Origin of the sequence: Enorma shizhengliae (assembly GCF_009676995.1) — a bacterium.
Classification (GTDB): Bacteria; Actinomycetota; Coriobacteriia; order Coriobacteriales; family Coriobacteriaceae; genus Enorma; species Enorma massiliensis.
Genome location: NZ_VTFZ01000002.1, coordinates 219,593 through 242,530, shown reverse-complemented (window position 1 = coordinate 242,530; position 22,938 = coordinate 219,593). Strand labels below are relative to the sequence as shown.

The 22,938-nt window shown below is 63.0% G+C and carries 15 protein-coding genes; 8 read left to right on the top strand and 7 right to left on the bottom strand.

Translation table 11 applies throughout. The features are described 5' to 3' along the window. Positions 1-44: 44 nt before the first annotated feature. From GJE22_RS03410 to GJE22_RS03390, 5 genes are all read left to right on the top strand, one after another. Complete coding sequence (locus GJE22_RS03410; RefSeq protein WP_144687819.1) at positions 45-1,190, top strand: glucose-1-phosphate adenylyltransferase; 1,146 nt, start codon at positions 45-47, stop codon at positions 1,188-1,190. Positions 1,191-1,194: 4 nt separating this feature from the next. Then, the gene (gene glgD, locus GJE22_RS03405) at positions 1,195-2,301 is read left to right on the top strand and encodes a glucose-1-phosphate adenylyltransferase subunit GlgD (protein WP_144687818.1); all 1,107 of its coding nucleotides are present in this window, start codon (positions 1,195-1,197) and stop codon (positions 2,299-2,301) included. A 126-nt stretch (positions 2,302-2,427) separates the two neighbouring features. Next, positions 2,428-4,785, top strand: coding sequence for a glycogen synthase GlgA (gene glgA, locus GJE22_RS03400; protein WP_186297385.1), 2,358 nt, complete (start codon positions 2,428-2,430; stop codon positions 4,783-4,785). A gap of 214 nt (positions 4,786-4,999) precedes the next feature. Next, entirely contained in the window at positions 5,000-8,314 is a 3,315-nt protein-coding gene (locus GJE22_RS03395) for a 4-alpha-glucanotransferase (RefSeq protein ID WP_144687817.1), read from the top strand. 92 nt (positions 8,315-8,406) lie between these two features. Continuing rightward, complete coding sequence (locus GJE22_RS03390; protein WP_019128496.1) at positions 8,407-8,700, top strand: FmdB family zinc ribbon protein; 294 nt, start codon at positions 8,407-8,409, stop codon at positions 8,698-8,700. A 412-nt stretch (positions 8,701-9,112) separates the two neighbouring features. Here GJE22_RS03390 and GJE22_RS03385 read toward each other — a convergent pair whose 3' ends face one another. The 7 genes from GJE22_RS03385 to GJE22_RS03355 all read right to left on the bottom strand — a co-directional run bounded on the left by GJE22_RS03385 (position 9,113) and on the right by GJE22_RS03355 (position 20,117). After that, the gene (locus GJE22_RS03385; protein WP_235895766.1) at positions 9,113-10,540 is read right to left on the bottom strand and encodes an RsmB/NOP family class I SAM-dependent RNA methyltransferase; all 1,428 of its coding nucleotides are present in this window, start codon (positions 10,538-10,540) and stop codon (positions 9,113-9,115) included. After that, complete coding sequence (fmt, locus tag GJE22_RS03380) at positions 10,537-11,469, bottom strand: methionyl-tRNA formyltransferase (protein WP_144687815.1); 933 nt, start codon at positions 11,467-11,469, stop codon at positions 10,537-10,539. Before fmt ends, GJE22_RS03385 begins: the two co-directional genes overlap by 4 nt. A gap of 150 nt (positions 11,470-11,619) precedes the next feature. Further along, the gene (gene def / locus GJE22_RS03375) at positions 11,620-12,156 is read right to left on the bottom strand and encodes a peptide deformylase (protein ID WP_019128499.1); all 537 of its coding nucleotides are present in this window, start codon (positions 12,154-12,156) and stop codon (positions 11,620-11,622) included. A 153-nt stretch (positions 12,157-12,309) separates the two neighbouring features. Next, positions 12,310-14,922 carry a replication restart helicase PriA gene (priA, locus tag GJE22_RS03370; RefSeq protein WP_235895765.1) on the bottom strand — a complete coding sequence of 871 codons (2,613 nt, stop codon included), beginning with the start codon at positions 14,920-14,922 and terminating at the stop codon, positions 12,310-12,312. A gap of 33 nt (positions 14,923-14,955) precedes the next feature. After that, the gene (metK, locus tag GJE22_RS03365) at positions 14,956-16,260 is read right to left on the bottom strand and encodes a methionine adenosyltransferase (protein ID WP_144687814.1); all 1,305 of its coding nucleotides are present in this window, start codon (positions 16,258-16,260) and stop codon (positions 14,956-14,958) included. Between the two features lie 234 nt (positions 16,261-16,494). Then, positions 16,495-19,053 carry a YhgE/Pip family protein gene (locus tag GJE22_RS03360; RefSeq protein ID WP_144687813.1) on the bottom strand — a complete coding sequence of 853 codons (2,559 nt, stop codon included), beginning with the start codon at positions 19,051-19,053 and terminating at the stop codon, positions 16,495-16,497. Then, on the bottom strand, positions 19,053-20,117 hold the full coding sequence (locus GJE22_RS03355; protein WP_144687812.1) for a P-loop NTPase family protein: 1,065 nt from the start codon (positions 20,115-20,117) through the stop codon (positions 19,053-19,055). Before GJE22_RS03355 ends, GJE22_RS03360 begins: the two co-directional genes overlap by 1 nt. A 164-nt stretch (positions 20,118-20,281) precedes the next feature. On the opposite strand from GJE22_RS03355, the gene GJE22_RS03350 reads away from it, so the two are divergent. From GJE22_RS03350 to GJE22_RS03340, 3 genes are all read left to right on the top strand, one after another. After that, positions 20,282-21,091, top strand: coding sequence for a type IV toxin-antitoxin system AbiEi family antitoxin domain-containing protein (locus tag GJE22_RS03350; RefSeq protein ID WP_144687811.1), 810 nt, complete (start codon positions 20,282-20,284; stop codon positions 21,089-21,091). A gap of 43 nt (positions 21,092-21,134) precedes the next feature. After that, a complete protein-coding gene (locus tag GJE22_RS03345) occupies positions 21,135-22,031 on the top strand; it encodes a nucleotidyl transferase AbiEii/AbiGii toxin family protein (protein WP_144687810.1) in 897 nt (298 codons plus the stop codon). Positions 22,032-22,152: 121 nt separating this feature from the next. Beyond that, positions 22,153-22,938 carry a hypothetical protein gene (locus GJE22_RS03340; protein ID WP_144687809.1) on the top strand — a complete coding sequence of 262 codons (786 nt, stop codon included), beginning with the start codon at positions 22,153-22,155 and terminating at the stop codon, positions 22,936-22,938.

Here is a 22,938-nt window from a genome sequence, read left to right as displayed (position 1 = left end):
AACGCGGGGCTGGAAAGGATTAGGACCATTTAGAAGGAGAACAGATGAGCAAAAAAGAATGCATCGCCATGCTCCTCGCTGGAGGACAGGGATCGAGGCTCGGGGCGCTCACATCGAAGATCGCGAAACCCGCGGTCTCATTCGGGGGGAAGTATCGCATCATCGACTTCACGCTGTCCAACTGCGCGAACTCCGGCATCGACACCGTCGGCGTGCTCACCCAGTATCGTCCCTATCAGCTTCATGCCTACCTCGGTTCCGGTGCTGCCTGGGACCTCGACGAGCTGGGCGCCGGCGTATCCATCCTGCCCCCGTACGCCACGCAGGAAGGTGGCGCGTGGTACGCGGGCACTGCCGATGCCGTGACGCAGAACCTCGACTACATCAAGTCTCACGACCCTGAGTACGTGATGATCCTTTCCGGCGACGCGCTCTATCGCATGGACTATCGCGCCATGCTCGATGCGCACATCGCCAACCAGGCCGACCTCACGATCGCGGTCATGCCCGTGCCCTGGGAGGAGGCCAGCCGCTTCGGCATCCTGACCGCCGACGAGGACGGCCGCATCACCAAGTTCACCGAGAAGCCCGAGAAGCCCGATTCGAACCTCGCGTCCATGGGCATCTACATCTTCACGGCGGACTACCTCATCAAGACCCTTGAGGACGATGCCACCGACCCGCGCTCGAGCCACGACTTCGGCGGCGACATCATCCCCGGCGCGCTGGCCGCGGGCAAGCGCCTGTTCGTCCACGAGTTCCACGGCTTCTGGCGCGACGTCGGCACCATCGCAAGCTACCACGAGACCTCGATGGACCTTCTCGGCCAGAACCCCGCATTCGACCTCTTCGACAACACGACGCCGGTCATGTCGAATGACACGACGCGCCCGCCGCACTACATCGGGCCCGACGGCCGCGTTGACGACTGCCTCATCTCTAACGGCTGCAAGATCCTGGGCACCGCCCGCCATTCCATCATCTCCACCGACGCGGTCATCGAGGAGCGCGCCGTGGTCGAGGACTCCGTGCTTCTGCCCGGTGCCGTCGTGAAGTGCGGCGCCCATGTGAGCCGCGCCATCCTGGGCGAGAACGCCGTGGTCGAAGAGGGCGTGAAGCTCGGATCCGTCGATACAACGAAGGACACCGCCGTCGTTGGAAACGACGTGGTGATCGGGAAGGGGGAATGATCCGATGATCAACCATAAGGCCATCGGCTACATCACTGCCAACTACGCGAGCGAGGCCACGAGCGTGCTGCTCGACTCGCGCCCCATCGCGTCCATCCCGTTCATCGGGCGTTACCGCTTGATCGACTTCCCGCTCTCCAACATGGCGAACGCCGGCATCAAGACCGTCGGCCTCGTGATGCCCGGTAACTACCGCTCCATCATCGACCATGTGGGCCACGGCAAGGAGTGGATGCTCGACCGCAAGAAGGGCGGCCTCTTCCCTGTCCCCGGCTCCCCCTTCGGTGGAACCAAGCGCGGCCGTCGCTTCCTGCTGCGCGACATCATCGCCAACAAGGAGCTCTTCACCCGCGCCCAGGAGCCCTATGTGGTCATGATGGGCTCGAACATCATCTTCAACCTCGAGCTCGACGAGATCATCGCCGCCCACGAGCGCTCCGGCGCGGGCATCACCATGGTCTACGTCAAGGCTGAGCGCAGCCAGACCGACTGCACTTCGCTCATCATCGGCGACGCGGGCCGCGTGAGCCACGTGAAGCTCGGCTGCGAATACGGTGACAACAAGTTCCTCGACTGCTTCGTCATCAACCGCGACCTCCTGCTGCAGATCATCGACCGCTATGCCACGTCGGACTACCTCGATGTCTTCGAGGCGACCGAGCCCGACTTCTCGCTCATCGATATGTGCAGCTACGAGTTCAAGGGCCTCGCGATGGGTATCTTCGACGAGAAGACCTATTACGAGCGCAGCATGGAGCTGCTGAACCCCGTCGCGTCCGACCAGCTCTTCCGTCGCGACCGCCCGATTCTTACCAAGGCCCACGACGCGCCCCCGGCGAAGTACTCGACCGGCAGCAATGCCACGAACTCCCTCATCTCCGCCGGCTGCAAGATCATGGGCACCGTGCGCAACTCCATCTTGGCGCGCGGCGTCGTGGTCGAGAGCGGTGCCAGCGTCCAGGACAGCATCATCATGCAGTCCTGCGTCATCAAGAGCGGCGCACGCATTGAGCGCGCCATCATCGATAAAGACAACACCGTGCCTTCGAACACGGTGGTGTGCGGCACGCCCGATGATATCCTCGTCGTTGGTAAAGGGCAGATGAACTAACCGACGACCCCCGTGCATACGAGGTATCATTAGAACCGCCGCTCGGGCATCCCGGGCGGCGGTTTGCGAAACCCGGCACCGTGCCGGAACGCAGCAGCCCTTTTGGGCGAGAGTTGGGAGAATAGCATGTCAGATAAAAAGATGCAGGTGGTGTTCGCCTCTGCGGAGGCGGCCCCGTTCGTCAAGACCGGTGGCCTGGGCGATGTCGCGGGATCGCTGCCCCGCGCGCTCGTAGCCGCCGGCGCCGACGTGATCGTCATGGTGCCCAAATACGGCACCATCGCCTCTGAGTACACCGACCGCATGGAGCACGTCGCCGATTTCTACGTGAGCCTTGGTTGGCGGAACGAGTACTGCGGCCTGGAGCGCCTGGTCATTGACGGCGTTACCTACCTCTTCATCGATAACGAGCGCTACTTCAAGCGCGACTACCCCTATGGCTTCTTCGATGACGGCGAGCGTTTCGCCTTCTTCTCGAAGGCCGTTACCGAGAGCCTGCAGCACCTGCCCGAGGGCTTCCAGTGCGATGTGCTCCATTGCAACGACTGGCACACCGCCCTCGCACCGGTGTTCCTCCGCGAGTTCTACCAGGGGCTCCCGCTGTACGAGCGCGTGAAGACCGTGTTCTCGATCCATAACATCGCATTCCAGGGACAGTATGCCGACACCATCTTGAACGACATCCTCGGCATGGCGCACATCCCCAACGCCGCGCGCCAGCTTCGCTGCGACGAGCGCTCGATCAACTACATGCAGGGCGCGCTCGATTACTCCGATGCCATCACCACGGTAAGCCCGAGCTATGCATGGGAGATCCAGACGCCTGAATACGGCGAGGGACTCGATGGGATCCTGCGCCGTCGCTCGAACGTGCTCTCCGGCATTCTGAACGGTATCGACACCGATGCCTGGAACCCGGCGACCGACCCGATGATCCACGTCAACTACTCCGCGGCCGATATGTCGGGCAAGAAGGCCTGCAAGGCCGCTCTCCAGGAAGAGCTCGGCCTCGAGGTGCGCGACGACCGCCCGCTCATGGTCATGGTCACGCGCCTCACCCGCCAGAAGGGCATGGACCTCGTCACGTACGCGCTCGACCGCATCCTTTCCGGTGGCGTGCAGGTGGCCGTGCTCGGCACCGGCGATTATGAGGAGCCGATGCGCTACTTCGCCAATAAGTATCCGGGCACCTGCGCTGCGCGCATTACGTTCGACAACGCCCTCTCGCATCGCATGTATGCTGGCGCCGACATGTTCCTCATGCCGTCGCTCTTCGAGCCGTGCGGCCTCTCGCAGATGATCGCCATGCGCTACGGCACCCTGCCCGTGGTGCGTGAGACAGGCGGTCTCCGCGACACCGTGGCCCCCTACAACCAGTTCACCGGCGAAGGCACGGGCTTCACGTTCGCGAACTTCAACGGCGACGAGATGGGCGACGCGGTGTTCCGCGGGGCACGCCTGTACTGGGACGACCACGCAGCATGGGATCACCTGGTGCAAAACGCCATGGCAGCCGATTTTAGCTGGGTCCGCTCTGCCGATGAGTACATGAACCTCTACCATAATCTGCACCCCGAAATCGACATCACGAAGCCTGAGCCCGTGGTTGCAAAGCCCGAGCCCGCCGAGCCCACGGCTGCTGAGGCAGAGCCCGCCGCGGCACCGGCACCGGAGGCAGTGGTAACGAAGGCTGAACCCGCGCCGAAGGCCGAGCAAGCTGCCGAGCCCGTTGATGACGCCAAGGCAGAGGCTCCGGCAAAGGCCGAGGAGCCGGCATCGAAGGCCGAGCCTGTCGCTGAGCCAGCCAAGAAGACTGCCGCGAAGAAGACCACCGCATCCAAGACCGCCGCGAAGAAACCGGCGGCGCGCAAGACGGCAGCAACGAAGTCGACCGCTACGAAGGCTGCCGAAAAGCCTGCCGCGAAGGCAACGGCCACCAAGCCCGCAGCATCCAAGGCTGCCGCCACCAAGCCCGCGGCATCCAAGGCTGCCGCCACCAAGGCCGCAGCATCCAAGGCTGCCGCCACCAAGGCCGCGGCATCTATGACCACGGAGGCCAAGGCCACGGCAACTAAGGCAACAGCCGCAAAGACCACAGCCAAGAAGCCGTCCACCGCATCGGCGACCAAGACTGCCGCCAAGTCGACCGCCACGAAGGCCGCTCCCGCCAAGGCCGCCGCTTCGAAGACGGCAGCGGATAAGCCCGCTACCGCAGCCGCAACCGCCCCGAAGGCCACTTCGACCAAGACGGCCCCGAAGGCCGCCGCAGCGAAGACGGCACCAGCCAAGGCAAGCACCTCGAAGGCAACCACCTCATCGGCAGCAAAGGCGACCGCAAAGTCCGCGGCCCCCAAGGCGACGGCAGCAAAAGCAGCGGCACCGAAGGCCGCCGCGCAGGATTCCTCCGCCGCGACGCCAGCTGATAAGCCGGCCCCTAAGGCAAAGAGCGTTTCCGCAGCTAAGCGCACGACGCGCAAACGCTAGCGCGCTTCCACAGCCTCTACAGGGAAGGCGGGCAGGCACCAGGGTGCTTGCCCGCCTTTTACTTGCATAGAAAACCTGATTACCCGGCGGATGCAGCGAATGTACTACCAAATGGCATGATAGCGCCTATAATTAAGAAGTTTGTCTGCTACTTGGACCGCCATCTCCTCCCCAAAAGGACGGTGGTACAAGAGCTCGTCATGATCGGACTTCTATGAGACTCATTCACAACAGCCGCCTCCCGCAGTTCCGCTCCCCCTTCGGCGCCGTCGAGAAGGGAACGAATGTCACCCTCTCGGTGCTCGTCGAGGATGCCGAACCGCGCACCATCTTCATCGATCTGCGCGTCTGGATCGATGGGAAGGGCGAGACGATCATCCCCCTGAGCCATGAGGCCGACGGCATCTTCACCGTCACCCTACCCTGCCCCGAGCCCGCGCTCATGTGGTACCGCTTCAATGTGACGGCGACGTTCGAGGACTCAACCCGTACCCTCTACCTCGGCGCACCCGAGGGCCGCACGGGGGGCGAGGGCGCCACGTACACCTACCCTGAGTGCCCGTCATTCCAGCTTACCGTCTATAAGCACCGCGCCATCCGCCCCAGCTGGTACGAACGCGGCATGGTCTACCAGATCTTCCCCGACCGCTATCGCCGAGACGCTGCGTGGCGGGAACGCTGCGAGCGCGTGCTTGAACAACCCAAAGCGGGCATTCCGCGCCGTATCGTCGAAGACTGGGACGAGCCTCCCTGCTATGAGCGCGCAGAAGACGGCTCCATCGCAAGCTGGGATTTCTATGGCGGCTCCCTAAAGGGCATCACCGCGGACCTTGACCGGCTCGCCGAGATGGGCATCACCGCCATCTACCTCAATCCCATCTTCGAGGCGGCAAGCAACCATCGCTACGACACCGCCGACTACCTCAAGATCGACCCGATGCTCGGCACTGAGGATGATTTCCGCGAACTCTGCGAAGAAGCCGGTACGCGCGGCATCTCAATCATCCTCGACGGCGTATTCAACCACACGGGCGATGATTCCGTCTATTTCAACCGCTATGGCAACTATCCTGAGCCGGGTGCCTGGCAGGGCGAGGGCTCGCGCTGGAAAGACGCATACCATCTCAACGAGGACGGAACCTATGCGAGCTGGTGGGGCATCGGCAACATGCCGGCGCTGAACCAAGATTCGCTCGCCGTTCGCAACCTCCTCCTTGGTGAAAACGGGGTCATCCGCCGCTGGACGCGCGCCGGCGCACGCGGCTGGCGCCTCGATGTGGCCGACGAGCTGCAAGAGTCGCTCATCTCGGATATCCGCCGCGTGCTCCTTGAGGAAAAGCCCGATGGAGTGCTTATCGGCGAGGTCTGGGAGGATGCCTCCAACAAGATCAGCTACGGCTATCCGCGCCACTACCTGCTTGGCAACGAGCTCGATTCGGCGATGAACTACCCGTTCCGAGACATGGTGCTCAACTTCCTGCTGGGCCATGCCGGCGTCGCAGACGCCGTCGAGGCCATCGAGAGCCTGCGCGAGAACTACCCCCGCGAGGCGCTCGCGTGCTGCCTCAACCTCTTGGGCAGCCACGACCGCCCGCGCATTGCCTCGCTGCTCGGCGGCGGCCCCGACGAGAGCAAGCTCCCTGAGGAAGAGCGCGGCCGGTGGAGGCTCTCGCCCGAGTCCATGGGGCTCGCCAAGAGCCGCTTCTGGCTGGCAACGCTCATGCAGATGACCTTTCCCGGCGTTCCATCCATCTATTATGGCGATGAGTTCTGCCTCGAGGGGCTATCAGACCCCGGCAACCGCCGCACGATGCCGCTCGAGAAGGACATCCACGACCGCGACATGTTCGACATCATCCGCAACGCGTCTGCCGTGCGGCGCGCCCTTCCGTTCATGGTCGACGGGAGCATCGAGTCGTTCGTGCCCGAGGGCGCTGACGACGACGTGCTCGCCTACACGCGCCGGGGAGCTCAGGGCGAGGCCGCGACGGTGCTTATCAACCGGAGCTCGTGCGAGAGCCACACGGTGCGCGTTTCCTCCCTGGGTCCGTGCGCGACCGATATCATCTCGGGCGGCGAGCTTGCGCCTGCCGAGGATGGCATGGTTGAGTTTACGCTTTGGCCCTTCGGCTCGGCGGTAATATATTTCCACGAAGAGGAGCGCCTGCAGCTTCCCATGGAGCCCGGAGCGGGCGTGCTCTGCCACGTGACCTCCCTACCCGATAAATCGGGCAAAAAGGGCTCTCTCGGCGACGTTGCTAAGCGCTTCATCGACCATCTGAAGGCCATGGGCATGCGCTACTGGCAGCTCTTGCCGGTCAACCCCACCGACTCCTTCGGGTCGCCGTATTCCGGCCCGTCGGCCTTCGCGGGCAACATCGCGCTGCTCCCCGAAACCGAAGACGAGCTACGGCGCGATTATCGCCGCTGGCGCATGACGGGCGGATCAAAGCTCGATATGGATTTCCGCGCGTTCAAGAAGCGCCATGCGAGCTGGCTCAAACCCTATTGCGCCTTTATGGCGGTGAAAGCGCATTTCGACGACGCCCCGCGAAGCGAATGGCCGACCGAGTTCGCACGCTACGACGAAGCCTTCCTAAAGGACGATCGCTTTGCCGCAGAGGCGGAGGCGCAGGCATACCTCCAATATCGCTTCGATACCGCATGGCGCGAGATCCTTTCCTACGCCCATCAACACGGCATCGGGGTGATCGGTGATATCCCCATGTACGTCTCGGATGATTCCGCCGACGTCTGGCGCGCGCCCGAGCTCTTCAACCTCGATCGCGATGGCCGCCCGACCGAGATCGCCGGCGCGCCGCCCGATGGCCTCGCTCCCGAGGGGCAGGTCTGGGGCAATCCAACGTACCGTTGGGACCGCATGCGCGAGACCGGGTACCGTTGGTGGCTCGACCGTCTCGCCCGCGCGTGCGACCTGTACGACTATGTGCGCCTCGACCATTTCCTGGGGTTCCATAACTACTACAGCATCCCCGCCGGCATGCCGGGTAGCGCCGGGAGGTGGCTGGCAGGCCCTGGGATCGACCTCTTCCGAGCCGCGCGCGACGAGCTGGGAGCGCTTCCCTTCATTGCGGAGGACCTCGGCATCCTCACGCCGGGCGTTCGCTCGCTCATGAGCACCTGCGGTTTCCCCGGCATGGACGTGCTCGAGTTCGCCGACTACGATGTGCGAAACGGGCTGCATCCGCACCCCGGCAAGGTGTTCTACACCTCCACGCATGACACGACGACGCTCGTGGGCCATTGCGCGAGCTCGCTCGTTGCACCGGATGACGATAATGCCGCGCGCGAACTCGGGACACGGCTGGTCAAAGAGGCACTCGAGAGCGATGCGCGCGTGATCATGATGCCGCTGCAAGATGTTCTCGGCCTCGGTGACGAAGCGCGCATGAACGTACCCGGCGTCGCGAGCGGCAACTGGAGCTGGCAGGCGTGCGAGGAGGACGTTGCTCGGGCGATTGAGCCTACCGCCGCCCTCATGCGCGAGACGGGCCGCTTCGCATCGTGAGCCGAGCAGCCGTCGCCCCATCTGTTGCTAGATGAGCGATTAGGGTACAGTACCGTTGTTTGTTTGAATGCAATCCTTTCGTTGGGAGAACTATGGCACGCTATGATTACCGTTGCACCGCATGCGGTGAAGTCTTTGAAGTTGAGCACGCGATGACCGAGCGCCCCGAGGTGAGCTGCCCGAAGTGCGGTGCGAAGGCCGAGAAGGTCTTCACCGCGAGCGGCATCAAGTTCGCAGGAAGCGGCTTCTACAACACCGATCAGCGCGGAGGGAGCTCCTCGACGGAAGCGACCTCTGGATCGAGCGACAGCAGCGCATCTACAGATTCCGGCGCTTCTGCCGGCTCGTCGCATTCCTGCGAGAACTGCCCGCACAAAGACGCGTAGGCGCACCAACCCAATACGACCTGCTACCTGCGCTGGCTCACTCGTTTGTGGGCCAGCGCTTTCTTTTGCAAATCCAAACGGGTCCAACGAGCCCGTGAGCGCGCCAGATGCCCCCTGCATGCGAAAATCGCTCACGTGCATCCGGCGTGGCCAGCATGCATGGCAACGCCGGGTCGTCCGCACGGCCCCGCCAAGGCGATTTCAACTTTTGGGCACTTCAGCGGCATACGAGAAAGTATCACTCAGAAGACCGAAAGAAAACAGCAGGTAGATGGCTTGCCTTTTCGCACTTTCACGCTCGATACTCAGCAACCCCGCAATCAAGTGCCCAAAAGTTGAAAACTCGCTCCGCATGCTTCTCGCAAGAGGCATTCAGAGCGCTGAGTAGAACAATATGAAGCCCGCACAATCGCTAAACGGTTTTGCGACGGACAAACCGGGCGCAGAAATGGCCATCGAAGCTGTCGAGCGCGGGAACGGTTTGGAAGAGGCCGCGATTAGTCTCCTGGGAGCGCACGTATGCGGCCGCGTCAGCGAACTCAGGGCGCTCGAATATCGGAGCCTGCGAGACGGGCGCAAGCGCGAAGCCACGGCAAGCCTCGCTATTGAGAAAAGCATCAACCACCGCCGCGTTTTCCTGCTGGAGCACCGAGCAGGTCGCGTAGATAAGCTGCCCGCCAGGACGCACGCGCCGCGCCGCCTCGGTAAGCAGGGCAAGCTGCAAGCCGGGCATGTCGCGATCGATATCTTCAGGCAGAAGGCGCCAGGGAATCTCGGGATGGCGACGCATGGTACCCGTCCCGGTGCAGGGCGCGTCTACAAGCACGCTATCGAAGAGGTGCCGCTCCCCTGCCCGACGATCAGTTTCGGAAAGGGCGCGATCAAGGTCGCAACCGTCACCGGTGACGAAGCAGACGCCCTCGATGAGCCCTGCGCGCTCGAGGCGTCGGCGATTCAGGCGATTCTTCTTCTTTGAAAGCTCAATCGCAACAGCCGAGCGCCTCATATCGCAGCGAGTCGCTTGCGCCGCCATGACGAAGCTCTTGGTACCGCGACCCGCGCCAACCTCGAGGCAGTCGCCCGGCATCGTGGCAGCCGTCGCCACCACCTGGGCATTCAGATCGCAGACCGCAACGGCAGAACGCTTGAGCAGATCGGTATGCATAAGCTCTGAGCTGGCGACCGGCGCGATGCAGCCGGGCAGTTCGGCAACATCGGAAGCACCGACGCGCAGGCCCGCAAGGACGTCTTCTGCCGTAGCATCATGAGGGTTGAGGTGCACCGCTACGGGAGCCGGCTCAAGCTCGCAGCCAAAGAGCAGGCGAGATCGCTCGAAACCAAGCGAGGAAATGACCTCCCCCGCAAGCCATGCCGGCAGGCCCGCCGAGCGTGCAGCCGAGACCGTATCGCGCTCGGATCCCGCCGGAACATCCTCGGCGGCCAGATACACCCCGCGGTCGGCAACGATGCGACGGAGCACGGCGTTCGCGAAGCCCGCAGCGCTCTTAGCGCGGGTGCGCACGAGCTCCACACCCTGACTCACCGCCGCCCGGGGCTCAGTACCCAGATAGACGATCTCGAACGCCGCGATGCGAAGCGCCTCGCGAATGCGGGCGTTCATACGGCCGGGCTTCTCACAGTAGGTATCGATAAGCTCGTCGAGGCAGCCATAGGTTGCCACCACACCGAGCACAAGGCGGGTCGCAAGGCCGGCGTCTCGGCGGCTCAGCTCACGCAACTCCGGCGAGGCGTCGAGGCCGTCGCGGGCATAGGCTCCGCTTTCCTCAAGATCGAGCAGGATATCAAGGGCAACCCGGCGCGCGGGTGAAAGTTCCGTCACGAGAGCGTCTCCCAACTGCCCTCGCGCTCGCGCTGCCCCGCAGCCCATGAAGCAGCGTCCATCGCACGCTTTCCGTCGGGCTTGAGCTCAAGGACCTCGATGATTCCATCCGAACAGCCCATGTACAGCCGCTTATCGTGGATTGCGAATGCTCCGGCATCAAGGTTCGAGATGGCAGAGGGTGCGGGCGCTTCTTGCGCCGAGACGATTCGAGCTGCTTTGCCTGCAACGACGCAGCGAGCAGGCGCCGCATCCGAGGATGCGAGCACACGGCGCACGTTATCGCACGCGCTCGCCGCGGGGTCAAGGCGCATCTCTGCCTTGGAAATCTTTGCCGCATGGGTGACGAGCGACTCATCCTGCGCGGTCCAGGACGCGGCGCCGTCAACGATCGTGGGAAGCATCTTAGCAAGCAGGTCGCCGCCGAGCTGGCCGAGCTCCGCGGTAAGCTCGTCCGCGGTCTTACCCGGAACGCTGCACGAAGCCTGTGCGCAGTAGTCGCCCGTATCGACCCCCTGGCCGATGCGCATGATGGATACGCCCGTTTCGGCATCGCCGGCAAGAATGCAGCGCTGGATGGGAGCCGCGCCGCGCCAACGGGGCAGAAGCGACGCGTGCACGTTCACGCACCCGGCAGGAGCCATGGTGAGGACCTCGTTGGGCAGGATGCACCCGTAAGCCGCCACGCAGAACACATCGGCTTGAGCGGCACGCAGCGCCTCGAGCACCTCAGGGGTCATGCGCGCGGTCTCGAGCACGGGAAGACCGAGTTCGAGCGCCGCCTCCTTAACGGGAGAGGGTTCAAGTTTCTTGCCACGCGAGCGAACCGCATCGGGCCGCGTGACCACGAGGGCAACATCGAAGGCGGCATCGAGCGCCCTAAGCGAGGGCACAGCGAAAGCCGGCGTTCCCATGAATACGACACGCATGAGGGCTCCTTTCTCGGCAACCTCCGATTCCGTTTGCCCGGCGTTCGGGCAGTCCTCGCCGCCTCAGCATAGCTGAACCTGCTGTGGAACTCGCGGCGAGCGCACGGCTCAGGCGGCCATACGAAACTCGCACAGGAAAAAGAGAGTTACTTACTCAGTTTCGCCGGGCTTGGCTCCGCGGCGCAGTGCCTCCTGGTACTCGCGCATGGCATGCATGCGCTGGGCAGGCTCGAGTCGCTCGAACATGGTGATGCCGTGCAGGTGGTCGATTTCGTGCTGCAGGCACACGCAGAACACGCCGCCCTCGGCCTCGTAGCGCATAAGGTTCGCATCAAGGTCGTACGCCTCCACCACCACGCGGTCGGGGCGCTTGATCTCGCAGCTCACGCCCGGGATGGAAAGGCATCCTTCCGAGAAGGGCACAAGGTGGTCAGACTGCTCGACGATGACGGGATTGATGAGGACGATCGGGTCGTAATCGTCGGCCGACTCGTAGTCCGTGTCGATGACCACCATCTGCACGAGCTCGCCAATTTGCGGGGCGGCAAGGCCGACTCCGGCATTTTCGAACATCTCGCGCTTCATACGCTCGGCGAGCGCCTCGATTTCGGGCGTTATCTCTTCGATGGGCTTGCACTCCTGCCGCAAGCGCGGGTCGGGAGAAAGCACGATTCCGTTCACTTCCATGGCAACCTTCCCTATGTCGGCGCGCCGCCTGCGCGCGGTACTCTCAAACGCTAACCACTGTACCCCCACGCGCCGCGCGCGAACCCGCCGCCCGCAGCGCTTCACGATAAAACCCGCAGGCACGGGGTAAGACAATGAACTTGTCTCTTTGTCTCACATAAGGTCGTAGGGATCGACGTCGACGGAGATGCTGATGCCGCGCTCCTCGCCCACGCGGGCAAGCGCCTCGGCGATAGCAGACGAGACATCGTAGTCGAGCGGAGCCTTGACGAGGAAATGGAAGCGATACCGGTCCTTCGCCCGCTCGATGACACAGCTCGCGGGTCCGAGCACTACGGGAAGACCGCTCACCGCCAAACCGCTGCCCCTGCCCGCAGATGCCGGCGCCCCGAGCTTGAGCACGCGCCGCACCTCCGTGGCAAAGCGATCGGCAAAGGAACGCGTGCGCTCCTCCGAGCGGCCGCGGCACACGACGTTCACCAGACGCACGTAGGGCGGGTACTGGGCATCGAGGCGCATGGCAAGGTCGTGGCTGAAGAAGACTGAGCGGTCATGCGACGCCACGGCACGGATGACGGGGTCGTGCGGCAGATAGGTCTGGATGATGACCTCGCCCGGACGCTCACCGCGCCCCGCTCGACCGGCCACCTGCTCGAGAAGGTCGTAGGCGCGCTCGCTCGCACGGAAATCGGGCATCTTGAGCGCGTAGTCGGCATTGATGACGCCCACGAGTGTGACCTCGGGGAAATCGAGGCCCTTCGCGATCATCTGCGTTCCCAGCAGCACGGCGCATTCAGCCGCGTCGAATTCCTCGAGGAGCCGGGCGTGGCCATCCTTGCCGCGCGTGGAGTCGGCATCCATGCGAATCACGGCAACATCGCTCGGGAGCAGTTGCCTGAGGGCATCTTCTACCTGCTGCGTCCCTAGCCCCATCTTAGCGAGGTACGGGCTTCCGCACTTCGGGCAGCGCGAGCCTGGCGCCGGATACGGCCGCACGCGATAGACCGACCCGCACGTATGGCATTCAAGGGTATGCGTGCGCTCATGGTAGGTGAGCGCCGTCGAGCAATGCTTGCACGTGGGAACGCATCCGCATTCCCGGCACATGAGGAACGGAGCGAAGCCGCGACGGTTATGGAGGAGCACCGCCTTCTCACGGCGCTCGACGATTCCCATGAGCGCATCGTGAAGCGGGCGGGAGAATATCGATCGGCTTCCGCCGGAGAACTCGCGCCTCAAATCTGCCACGACGATGCGCGGAAGCACCGCCCCGCCGGGACGCTCAGGCATCTCGACTCGAGTCCACGCCTGGCCGCGATGAGCCCCCCGGCGGCAACGCTCGAGCGCCTCAGACGAAGGCGTGGCGGATCCCAAGACGAGCGGGCAGCCATAGCGCCGCGCCATCTCGGCCGCAACATCGCGCGCATGGTAGCGCGGGCTCGAGCCCTGCTTATAGCTCTGCTCGTGCTCCTCATCGATGATGATGATGCCGAGCTCCCGGTACGGGCAGAACAACGCCGAGCGTGCGCCCACAACAACGCGCGCCGCCCCGCTTCGGACCATATCCCATTGGTCGAGCCGCTCCCCGTCAGAAAGGCGCGAGTGGAACACGGCCACCGCATCCCCGAAGCGCGACCTGAAACGGCCGACCGTCTGCGCGGTGAGTGAGATCTCGGGCACGAGCACGCACGCGGACTTTCCCGCCGCGAGAACGGGCTCGATGGCGGAGAGGTAGACCTCCGTCTTGCCCGAACCAGTCACCCCGTCGATGACCACCACATCGCCGGCCTCGGCCTTCCGCGCGCGCTCGATGGCGGCAAGCGCGGCGCGCTGGCCTTCCGTCAAGCTTTCCGGAACCTGCGCGCGCGCAGACGAGAGACGGTGCTGCTCAGACGGCACGCCGCGCCAGGCACGACGCTCCTCGATGGCAACGATGCCCTTCTTCTCAAGCGTTCTTATCGTCGCCGACATGCTGGAATAGAGGAAGTTGAGCTCGCGCGTGGTCACCGGCCCGCAGGACAGGGCCTCCATGAGCTGGCGCTGGCGATGCGCGTTGACGGCGGGCCTATAGCCGCGGCCTTCGTCGGTAAGGGTCACCCACCGCTCGTGCACCTCCTTCGTCTTGGGTCGCTCCACCTCGTAGCTGCCGTCCTCGAGCTTGCGCACGCGCGGCGTTGCCTTGGGAGGCAAGAAAAGACGGAGGCATTCAGCGACCGAGGCAACGTATTCGCGCGACATCCAGAAGGCGAGCTGAGCAGATACCGGCCCGAAGGCGCGCTCGGCGAGCACGGAGCGCACAGGCAGCACGCGCTCGGGCGCAAGGCCGGCCGCTCCCGGCAGCTCAGCCAGCTCGGAGGCGCGCATAACGACGTAGCCGGCAACCATGCGGCGATGGAACGAGACGAGCACGATGGCGCCCGGCACCGCTTCCTCATCAAACGATGCGGGAACCGCATAGGCGAAGGGATCAGACAGCGCACGCGAGGGAACGTCGACCACCACGGAGACGTAGCCGCACACGGGCTCCGAACCCTGTGCAAGCCGGCGCTCGCCCGAAGCCGTCACGGTATCGGGAACGAGGCCGGCCGCGGCGCGCGTTCGGTCTGCGCCCCGGGAGGACCCGGTGCCATCCGGCGCTACAGCCCCCTTCGAAGAGGCATCCGGGGTAGCGTCAGCCGGGCGAAGCGGCTCCATGCCATCAGAAGAGCACGCTCCCCCGTCGCCCTCTTCCCCTACCAAATCCCACAGCGAAAGCTGCTCAGCCATGCACATCAAATCCCGCGAATGGATGATCGTTGTCTAGAGGCCGCACGCGGCGCGCAGCTCGTCCACGCGGTCCGTATGTTCCCACGTAAAGTCCTCGTCGTCACGACCGAAGTGCCCATAGGCCGCCGTCTTCTCGTAAATGGGACGGCGCAGATCGAGGTCGCGGATGATGGCGCCGGGGCGAAGGTCGAACACCTCTCCCACGGCGCGCTCGATCGCATCCTCGGCGACGACAGACGTCCCGAACGTGTCGACCATGATGGAGAGCGGGCGCGCCACGCCGATGGCGTAGGCAAGCTGAACCTCGCAACGGCGGGCAAGGCCGGCGGCGACCACGTTCTTGGCCACCCAGCGCGCGGCGTAGGCGGCGGAACGGTCGACCTTCGTGCAGTCCTTGCCCGAGAAGGCGCCACCGCCGTGGCGACCCGTGCCGCCATAGGTGTCGACGATGATCTTGCGGCCGGTAAGGCCGGTGTCGCCCATGGGACCGCCCACCACGAAGCGGCCGGTGGGGTTCACATAGACGCGGGCGCCGTCCCAAGGGATGCCCGCCCCATCGAGCACAGGCGCGATGACGTGCTTCAGCATATCCTCTTTGATGACGCCCATGTCCTCGATCTCGGGGGCATGCTGCGTAGAGATCACGACCGTCTCCACCGAGACGGGACGGTCGTCCTCATAGCGCACGGTCACCTGGGTCTTGCCGTCAGGGCGCAGGTACGGAAGCGTGCCGTCGTGGCGAACCGCCGCCAGGCGCTCTGCCAAGCGGCTCGCCAGATAATGCGGCATGGGCATGAAGGCAGAGGTCTCGTCGGTGGCGTACCCGAACATCATGCCCTGGTCGCCGGCGCCGATAAGGTCGAGCGGGTCAGTTGTGGTACCGGCCTGCACATCAAAGCTCTCGTCCACACCCTGCGCGATGTCCGAGCTTTGGCCGTGGATCATGTTGATGACGCCGCATGCATGGCCGTCGAAGCCGTACTCCGCCCGGTCGTAACCGATGCGGCAGATGACGTCACGCGCGATCTGCTGCACGTCGACGTAGGCCTGGGTGCGAATCTCGCCCGAGATGACGACCATGCCGGTGGTGAGAAGCGTCTCGGCGGCGCATCGCACGTTTTCGAGCTTGGCGGGAACGCCGTCCGTATCCACGTAGCCCATGGCTTCGAGGCGCGCCTCCTTGTCGAGGATGGCGTCGAGCACCGCATCCGAGATTTGGTCGGCAATCTTATCGGGATGGCCCTCCGTCACGGACTCAGAGGTAAAGAGGTAGCTGCGCGGCGTGGATTCGCACGCCGAGGCGCAGGTGGGTGAGGTGGAACGAATCTGATCTGGCATATGAGCCCCTTTCGTATGACGTCCGGGGACCGTTACCATTCCCCCGGGCTATTCGGCTACGTGATTGTACCGCGCCGCGCGGACACGCATGCGCCCGCGCACAAGCGCCACATCTATTATTGCCGCCATCGCCGCTGCGGGCTTCAATGAGACAACGGTGCCGGGTTAATCTGTCTCACATGAGACAATCGTGCCGGGTGAAACTGTCTCATCCCTTGTCTCATCGACCGTGCCTCAGCCAGCGAACACACGCTCGGGACGAATATGCGTGCGCGCCCGCGCAGCAGCGACAGTTGCCGCAAGGCCGATGACGAGCCAAACCGTAAGCACCACGCAGGCACCGCCCGCGCCGGTCGCAGGGCTCGCCATGGCTCCGCGCAGGCCCTCGGCAAACTGCGGCACGGGCAGCACCGTCCCGAGAGCCTCAAAGGCCCCGCCCGCGAGGGACGCGGGCAGCACGCTCCCCGCGCACACAAGCTGAAGCGCCAGCAGGAGCACGAGCACGGGGGCCGCCGCGCGTCCGCAGAGAGCCCGCGCGCCCTGACCAATCGCCGCGAACGACAGCGCCGCCAGAACCACGATGGCGCAGAACGCGGGCATATTCGCAGGGGCGCTCCCCGTGGCGAAGATAACGGCAAGCGCCACGGCAATCGCCTGAACGAGCGCCACGCCCGCCGAAACGACAAAGCCCGAGAGCACCGCCGGCAGCGCGCGGCCCGCCAAGACGACGCGCCCATCGAGCGGAGGCATCACGACAGCCGCCAGCAGCGCGCCGAGCCAGAGGGCCACCGCGAGCGCGATCGGCGCGACCTGCATGGGCTCCGAGACGCGGTTGCGCGCTTCCGTGGTAAAGGAAACGGGCGCCGCTGCGGCCTCAGCCCGCTCCTCCGCCTGGGACGAGGCAGCGCCCAGGCTCTCTCCGGCAGACGACAGCGTATCGTTGATCGTTTCCTGCCCCTCGCGAAGCTGACCGACGCCCGACGCAAGCTGCCCTTCTGCCGAGGCCATCACCGAGATGCCCTCGCCCAGGCCAGATATGCCCGCGCCCACGGCATCAAGCGCCTGCCCGAGCGCGACGTTGCCCTGCCCGAGCGCCGCGGTTGCCGTAGAGAACGTATCGAGCACCTGCGGCAAAGCGGCGGTACCCGCAGCCACGCCCTGCACCCCCAGCCCAAGCATGCCATCGGGCGCAAGCGATGCGCCGGTCTGGGTGATGAGGCCGCCGGTCTCGATCAACGCCGGTGCAGAGGCGTCGAGGGTCGCCTTCGCAACCTGCGCGTTCACCGCAACCCTCAAAGCTGGCTCCACGAATTGACCGGCAAGAGAGGCAATGTCGTTCGCGGCGCCCGTAGCCGTCTGCTCAGCTTGGCTGTATTCTTCCGCAGCACTCGCGAGCGCCTGGCGCTGTCCCTCCAAGCCGTCGAGAGAGGTGGCAGCCGAATCAACCTTGCCCGCAAGGGACTGCGCGTTTGCAGCAGCCTGCTCGAGCTCGCTACGAAGACTCTCGCGCTCTAGCTCGAGCTCTTCGATGCGTGCCGACACCTCTTCGAGCGTGTCAAGACCATCGGTTACCCCCGAGGGATCGAAGGTGCCATTCGCTATCGCAGTAAGGCGATGGACGAGCTCCTCGTATTCAGCATCGAGCGCTTCCATGCGTTGTACGATACCCTCCTGGCCCTCATCGCCTTGCTCCGAAGACAAGGTGTGCGCGAGCGCCTGCGCGTCCGTCTGCGCCTCCCCCACAGCAGCCTGCGCATCGCCGACCGCCCCTACAAGCGCCTCGGCGCCCGCTTGGACCGAGGACGAGGCATCGGACATGCTCCCCAGCGCATCGGACAGCGTCTGCGCATGCTCGGAGAATTGCGGCGCGAGCGATCTCAGCTCGGCGAGGTCGGAAATGCTCTGATCGAGCTCGGACGAAGCCTTGAGAAGGCCCTCGCCCGTACGTGTGACCGCGGAGCCGAGCGTTTCAATGCCCTCCCCTGCCGCGGCAACGCCAGCCACCGTGGCTTCGGCACCGGCGGCAAGCGGAGCAATGACCTGGTCGTTCGTTGCATCCATGCCGGCTGCGAGCGACTCCGCTCCCGCGCCCGCCGCCGTCACGCCGCTCGCGATCGCACCAACGCCCTCTGCAAGCGCGCCGGTGCCGGACGCCGTCTGCTCAAGGCCCTCCGCCATGGCACTCGTCCCCTGCTCAAGGGCATCGTAGGCGCTATCCAGCATGACCGCCCCATCTGCGGTGAGCGTCAGCGTGGATGCTTGGCTGCGCACATTATTAAGCACGTTCAGAAGATAATTCTCACCAAGATCGGAACGAAGGCGGGCCTGGACCTGCCTGAGTACCGCAGAGCCCTCTTTTGTGGCAAGCACATTCTGCGCGCCATCGGAAATGATGCGAAGCTGCGCCTGCTCGGGATTCGAACCCGTGAGGCTCGACACCTTCTCCGAATAATCTGCCGGAACCTCGAGGATGAGCGCGTATGTACCGTTGGCAAGACCTTGCTCGGCCTCGGATGCGCCCACCTCGCTCCATGCGAGCTCATCCGAATCGAGGAGCGAATCGACGAGGTCCGAGCCGGCTTGCACGTTCCTGCCATCTGCATCGACTGCGCCCTCGTCGAGATTCACCACCGCCACGGGAATCCGGCTTGAGGCATCGAGAGCGGGAACGAGCGCCGGCACGAGAACCGCTGCCGTAAGCGCCGGCACGAGCACGGCAGCCACGAGGATGGAAGTACGGCCGCGACCAAGGCGGGCGGCCAGAGAGCGAACGATATCCATGAAGGCGCTCATTACGCCATCACCTCCAGCTTGGGCGCAAGGGAATCAGGGGCGGCACCGCCTCCGCGCGCGAAGTCTCTGGGGGAGTCAGGCGCGACACCAGCTCCGGGCATCGAGGCCGCGGGGACGGGCTCACTGGGACGGCCGCTTGCACGCATCGCATCGAGAGCCTCTGCCGCGGGAATATCGAGCGCGCACGCGGAACAGCCGAAAGCCTCGGCCGCGCAGGCGCACGCCGGCTCGCTCGTTGCAACGAGAACCGCCGTGCCCATTCGCGCGGCAACGGAGCGCGCATCTTCGACAAGCATCGAGGCATCGGCGGCAGAAAGACCCGTAACGAATGGGTCGGTCAAATCGATCACGGCGACGCGCGGCGCGCCCGCCAGCGCGAGCGCGGCAGAGAAGCGCGCACGCTGCGCGGGATTAAGCCGGTCTATCTCCTGCTCAGATGCCGTAGCAAGGCCAAGCGCGGCAAGAAACGGGAGGACATCGGACGCGCGAGACCCCGCGCCAAAGGGGCTCTGCTTGGCGTCGTGCTTTCCCGCCGCGTCGGCAGCGGGCTCGCATTCTGGGCTGAACGCGGCAGCATGCTCCGCAGCGCCCTCGGCAACGCCCGCCGCGAGATCCGCGGCATCGCACGCACGTGATGAGCCGTTCGCGTCCGCTGCACCGCGCATGCTCGCCGAGTCACCGCGGTGCGCTCGCAACCGGGCTTCACGAGCGACCGCTTCCTCGACCGTCCACGCGCCCGATACCTCGGCCACTCGCTCAAACACACCAAGGCCCACCTGCGCCCGAGGCAGCCGCTCGCGCGAAGCAAAAGCTCGCCGCAGAGCAGCAAGACCGCTGGCTGGCGCGCCGCCGGCCAACTCCACCCCGCACACTACAAGCGAGCCCGATGTAGGTTTAACGAGCCCTGTCACGGCAAGCAGCACGTCGCGCGCCGGCGCATGATCGGTCGAGAGCAGCATGCACACCTCACCTGGAGAAACTTCAAACGAGGAGAATTCGAACGAACGATACGCTCCGCTGCGGTAAGAAACGTCGTGAGCTACGATTGCCGGTGCTTCCACCATGGACACCCTTTCCGACGCGATACGGCATACATGCCTTGGTTCATACCCATTTGCAAGCACGACAGCCATTCGTTGCCATTTCAGATCGACCGACGATTTAGAACCCGTGCATTCTACATGCTCAAGTCTGCAACTTTGTTAACATATTTGTATATAATCTTGCTATGGGCAAACGTGGAAACATATCAGTACTGTACGATCTCGCTGCGTCGCAGTGGGGACTCGTCACCTCGGCCCAAGCGGTCGCGCTCGGCATTAGTCGAACCCAGCTTGCCCGCATGGCAAATGACGGTAGGCTTGAATCAATTTGCTACGGCGTATACCGAACGACCTCGGGAGCAGAGACTGCACATATGGCGATAAAGGCTGCCTGGCTATCGCTTTATCCACAAGAAACCGCATATGAACGACTCGGGAAAAGACCTCCTGACTCCGTTGCAACCGGACGAACAGCCGCCTCTCTATACGCCTTCGGTAACCTTCATGCGACACCCTACTGCTTTGCGGTGTCCGTCTCAAAGCGAACAGCGCGCCCCGATCTCGAGCTTGTGAACGCCGATGTTGACGAACAGGACGTCACGCACTCGTTCGATATCCCCGTTGCCACGCTAGAGCGGGCTATCACGGACATGATTCGCACTCATGATGACCCAAGCCTGATTGACGACGTTATTGCAGACGCAGCAAAGAAAGGCCATATCTTTGACATGGATAGGATGTCCGATCTGCTCTCTCCCCTTTCAAAAACCCATGGGTTCGCATCTGGCACCGAATTCGCACATGACCTCATCAAGAGGAACGCGGTGCACGCGATTACCAAGCGTGCCGCCAAAGAACTCTACCAAGCTTTGAGCTCTTCCGAGCTGCTCCCTATCCTCCAAGAATCAAGGGCCACTATCGATGCCGAGGGACTCAAATCAGCCCTTGCATCATTAACTCGCGCACTCGGACAAACGGACTGGGGAAACGAATAAGAACGACAGGGAAACACCTTGGTTGATGGATAGAAGGTAAAGCATGCCAACGCGTTACTCAACCCCAAGAGCTCTTGAACAGGCCGTACGGGAAGCTGCGCGAAAATCACCACGCAACACGAATAAGGCCATCGAGAGCTTCTATCTCGATCGATTCTTGTGCCGCATATTCTCAGAACAGCAGCCGGCATTCGTTCTCAAGGGAGGTCAGAGCCAACTTGCCCGACGAGTCGATGCTCGAGAAAGCCGCGACATCGACCTCGTGGGCACCACGGCAAGCATTGAGGAAGCGCTGAACCGACTGAAAAAACTCGCCTCAATTGATCTTGATGATTACCTCGAGTTTACATTCTTTGATGCCCAGCCGATTCCAGTTTCTCAGGAGTATCGCACGGGCTACCAAGTAGAATTTATCCCTATATTAGGAAGGACCAAGAGACTTAACCCGATACACATTGACCTTGTCGTTGACCAGACGCCACCGGAAGATTGGACCATCACCACTCCTGTCAGCAGGCTTACGGTGCCAGGGCTTCCTACCAGCAATTACGCAATTCAAACGATTGAGGAAAGAATCGCAGACAAGGCGTGCGCCATCATGCAACGATATAACGGCAGGCCGTCATCACGCGTTAAGGATCTTGTTGATCTAGCTGTGGTAATGTGCACGTGCGCGGTGGATGCCGACATCCTCGCAAGAAAGCTCAGGCGGGAATCAGCCCTGCGCGGTATGGAACCCATAGAGCATTTTGAAGTACCAAACAGCTGGTTTGGACCCTATGAAAAGGCTTATACAAAAGAAGCTAGAACTTGCTCCGATCATAGAATGCCATTAAGCATAGAGCAAGCCTCTCAAAAGGTTGACGAATGGCTTGCTCCAGCGCTCAGCGGAGAAGCTCGAGGAAAGACTTGGGATCCTGAAGAACAGGAATGGTTGTAATCCGATGATACGTTCGCGCAAATCTAGACAGGAAACCTCGAGAATCGCGCATACCCTCACAGCAGCAGGTCAGTCTCAAGCATCGCGCGATTCAAAAGGACGAACGAGGGTGTAAAGGCAAATGATCGATTTAAGAAAGTACTATCTCGACAACATTACAGAAGATGACTATTACTATCGTTTCTTCTCGCTAATCGAAGGTGTGAACAGGACTTACAACATCTTCTATGGAGAGGAGGAGACGCAGGAGTTCGAGTTCCTGGTTCACGACGAAATGGAGGCGATAGAGAAGTTCCGGCTGCTATGTCAGCCCGGCAACGAGCCGGAACGCAATGAGGACAGGTGCTGGTTCTATGTCGTCGCCTACTATCTAAACGCGTGCAACTATGTTATTGAGCAATTCCCCGATGTGCTACGCAGACCTCCGAAAGAACCCTCCAGTTTTACCTACAGGGCAATCAGAGACATGGCCTTATCGCTTGGCCTTGACGACAACGGCACGGTGCGCTGGGCAACCCGCCGCGCGATTGTTGCCGACATGCATTTCGTGCGTAAGGCGTCTTCGGTGGCGATCGGCGAGACCCTAGATCAACGAATCCGGCTTATCTCCGCAGGCAATTCACGATTCGACGAGATGGAGAATAACGAGAAGCTCAGAGAGATCGCAAACCTGATTGAGAACCTGTTAAAAGTAAACGGGAAGTTCACCCAGCCTGACTACTCGAAGGTGACATTTGGACTCATAGATGACAATACTGTGAGAAGGCTGAGAAGACAGCTTCAGTGCTTCAGACACTCGAATAAGGAATCATTGGATGAACGGGCAGAGTATAGCAGTGAGCAGAAACAGTTCCTGATCGATTTCGGAGTGACTGCTTGCAAAGCAATTTACAATCTCGTCGAATAG

What these genes read in the sequence shown, in the direction of transcription:
- GJE22_RS03410 (WP_144687819.1), top strand. Translation starts at nt 45, where the DNA reads ATGAGCAAAAAAGAATGCATCGCCATGCTCCTCGCTGGAGGACAGGGA.
- glgD (WP_144687818.1), top strand. Translation starts at nt 1,195, where the DNA reads ATGATCAACCATAAGGCCATCGGCTACATCACTGCCAACTACGCGAGC.
- glgA (WP_186297385.1), top strand. Translation starts at nt 2,428, where the DNA reads ATGTCAGATAAAAAGATGCAGGTGGTGTTCGCCTCTGCGGAGGCGGCC.
- GJE22_RS03395 (WP_144687817.1), top strand. Translation starts at nt 5,000, where the DNA reads ATGAGACTCATTCACAACAGCCGCCTCCCGCAGTTCCGCTCCCCCTTC.
- GJE22_RS03390 (WP_019128496.1), top strand. Translation starts at nt 8,407, where the DNA reads ATGGCACGCTATGATTACCGTTGCACCGCATGCGGTGAAGTCTTTGAA.
- fmt (WP_144687815.1), bottom strand. Translation starts at nt 11,469, where the DNA reads ATGCGTGTCGTATTCATGGGAACGCCGGCTTTCGCTGTGCCCTCGCTT.
- def (WP_019128499.1), bottom strand. Translation starts at nt 12,156, where the DNA reads ATGGAAGTGAACGGAATCGTGCTTTCTCCCGACCCGCGCTTGCGGCAG.
- priA (WP_235895765.1), bottom strand. Translation starts at nt 14,922, where the DNA reads ATGGCTGAGCAGCTTTCGCTGTGGGATTTGGTAGGGGAAGAGGGCGAC.
- metK (WP_144687814.1), bottom strand. Translation starts at nt 16,260, where the DNA reads ATGCCAGATCAGATTCGTTCCACCTCACCCACCTGCGCCTCGGCGTGC.
- GJE22_RS03360 (WP_144687813.1), bottom strand. Translation starts at nt 19,053, where the DNA reads ATGAGCGCCTTCATGGATATCGTTCGCTCTCTGGCCGCCCGCCTTGGT.
- GJE22_RS03355 (WP_144687812.1), bottom strand. Translation starts at nt 20,117, where the DNA reads ATGGTGGAAGCACCGGCAATCGTAGCTCACGACGTTTCTTACCGCAGC.
- GJE22_RS03350 (WP_144687811.1), top strand. Translation starts at nt 20,282, where the DNA reads ATGGGCAAACGTGGAAACATATCAGTACTGTACGATCTCGCTGCGTCG.
- GJE22_RS03345 (WP_144687810.1), top strand. Translation starts at nt 21,135, where the DNA reads ATGCCAACGCGTTACTCAACCCCAAGAGCTCTTGAACAGGCCGTACGG.
- GJE22_RS03340 (WP_144687809.1), top strand. Translation starts at nt 22,153, where the DNA reads ATGATCGATTTAAGAAAGTACTATCTCGACAACATTACAGAAGATGAC.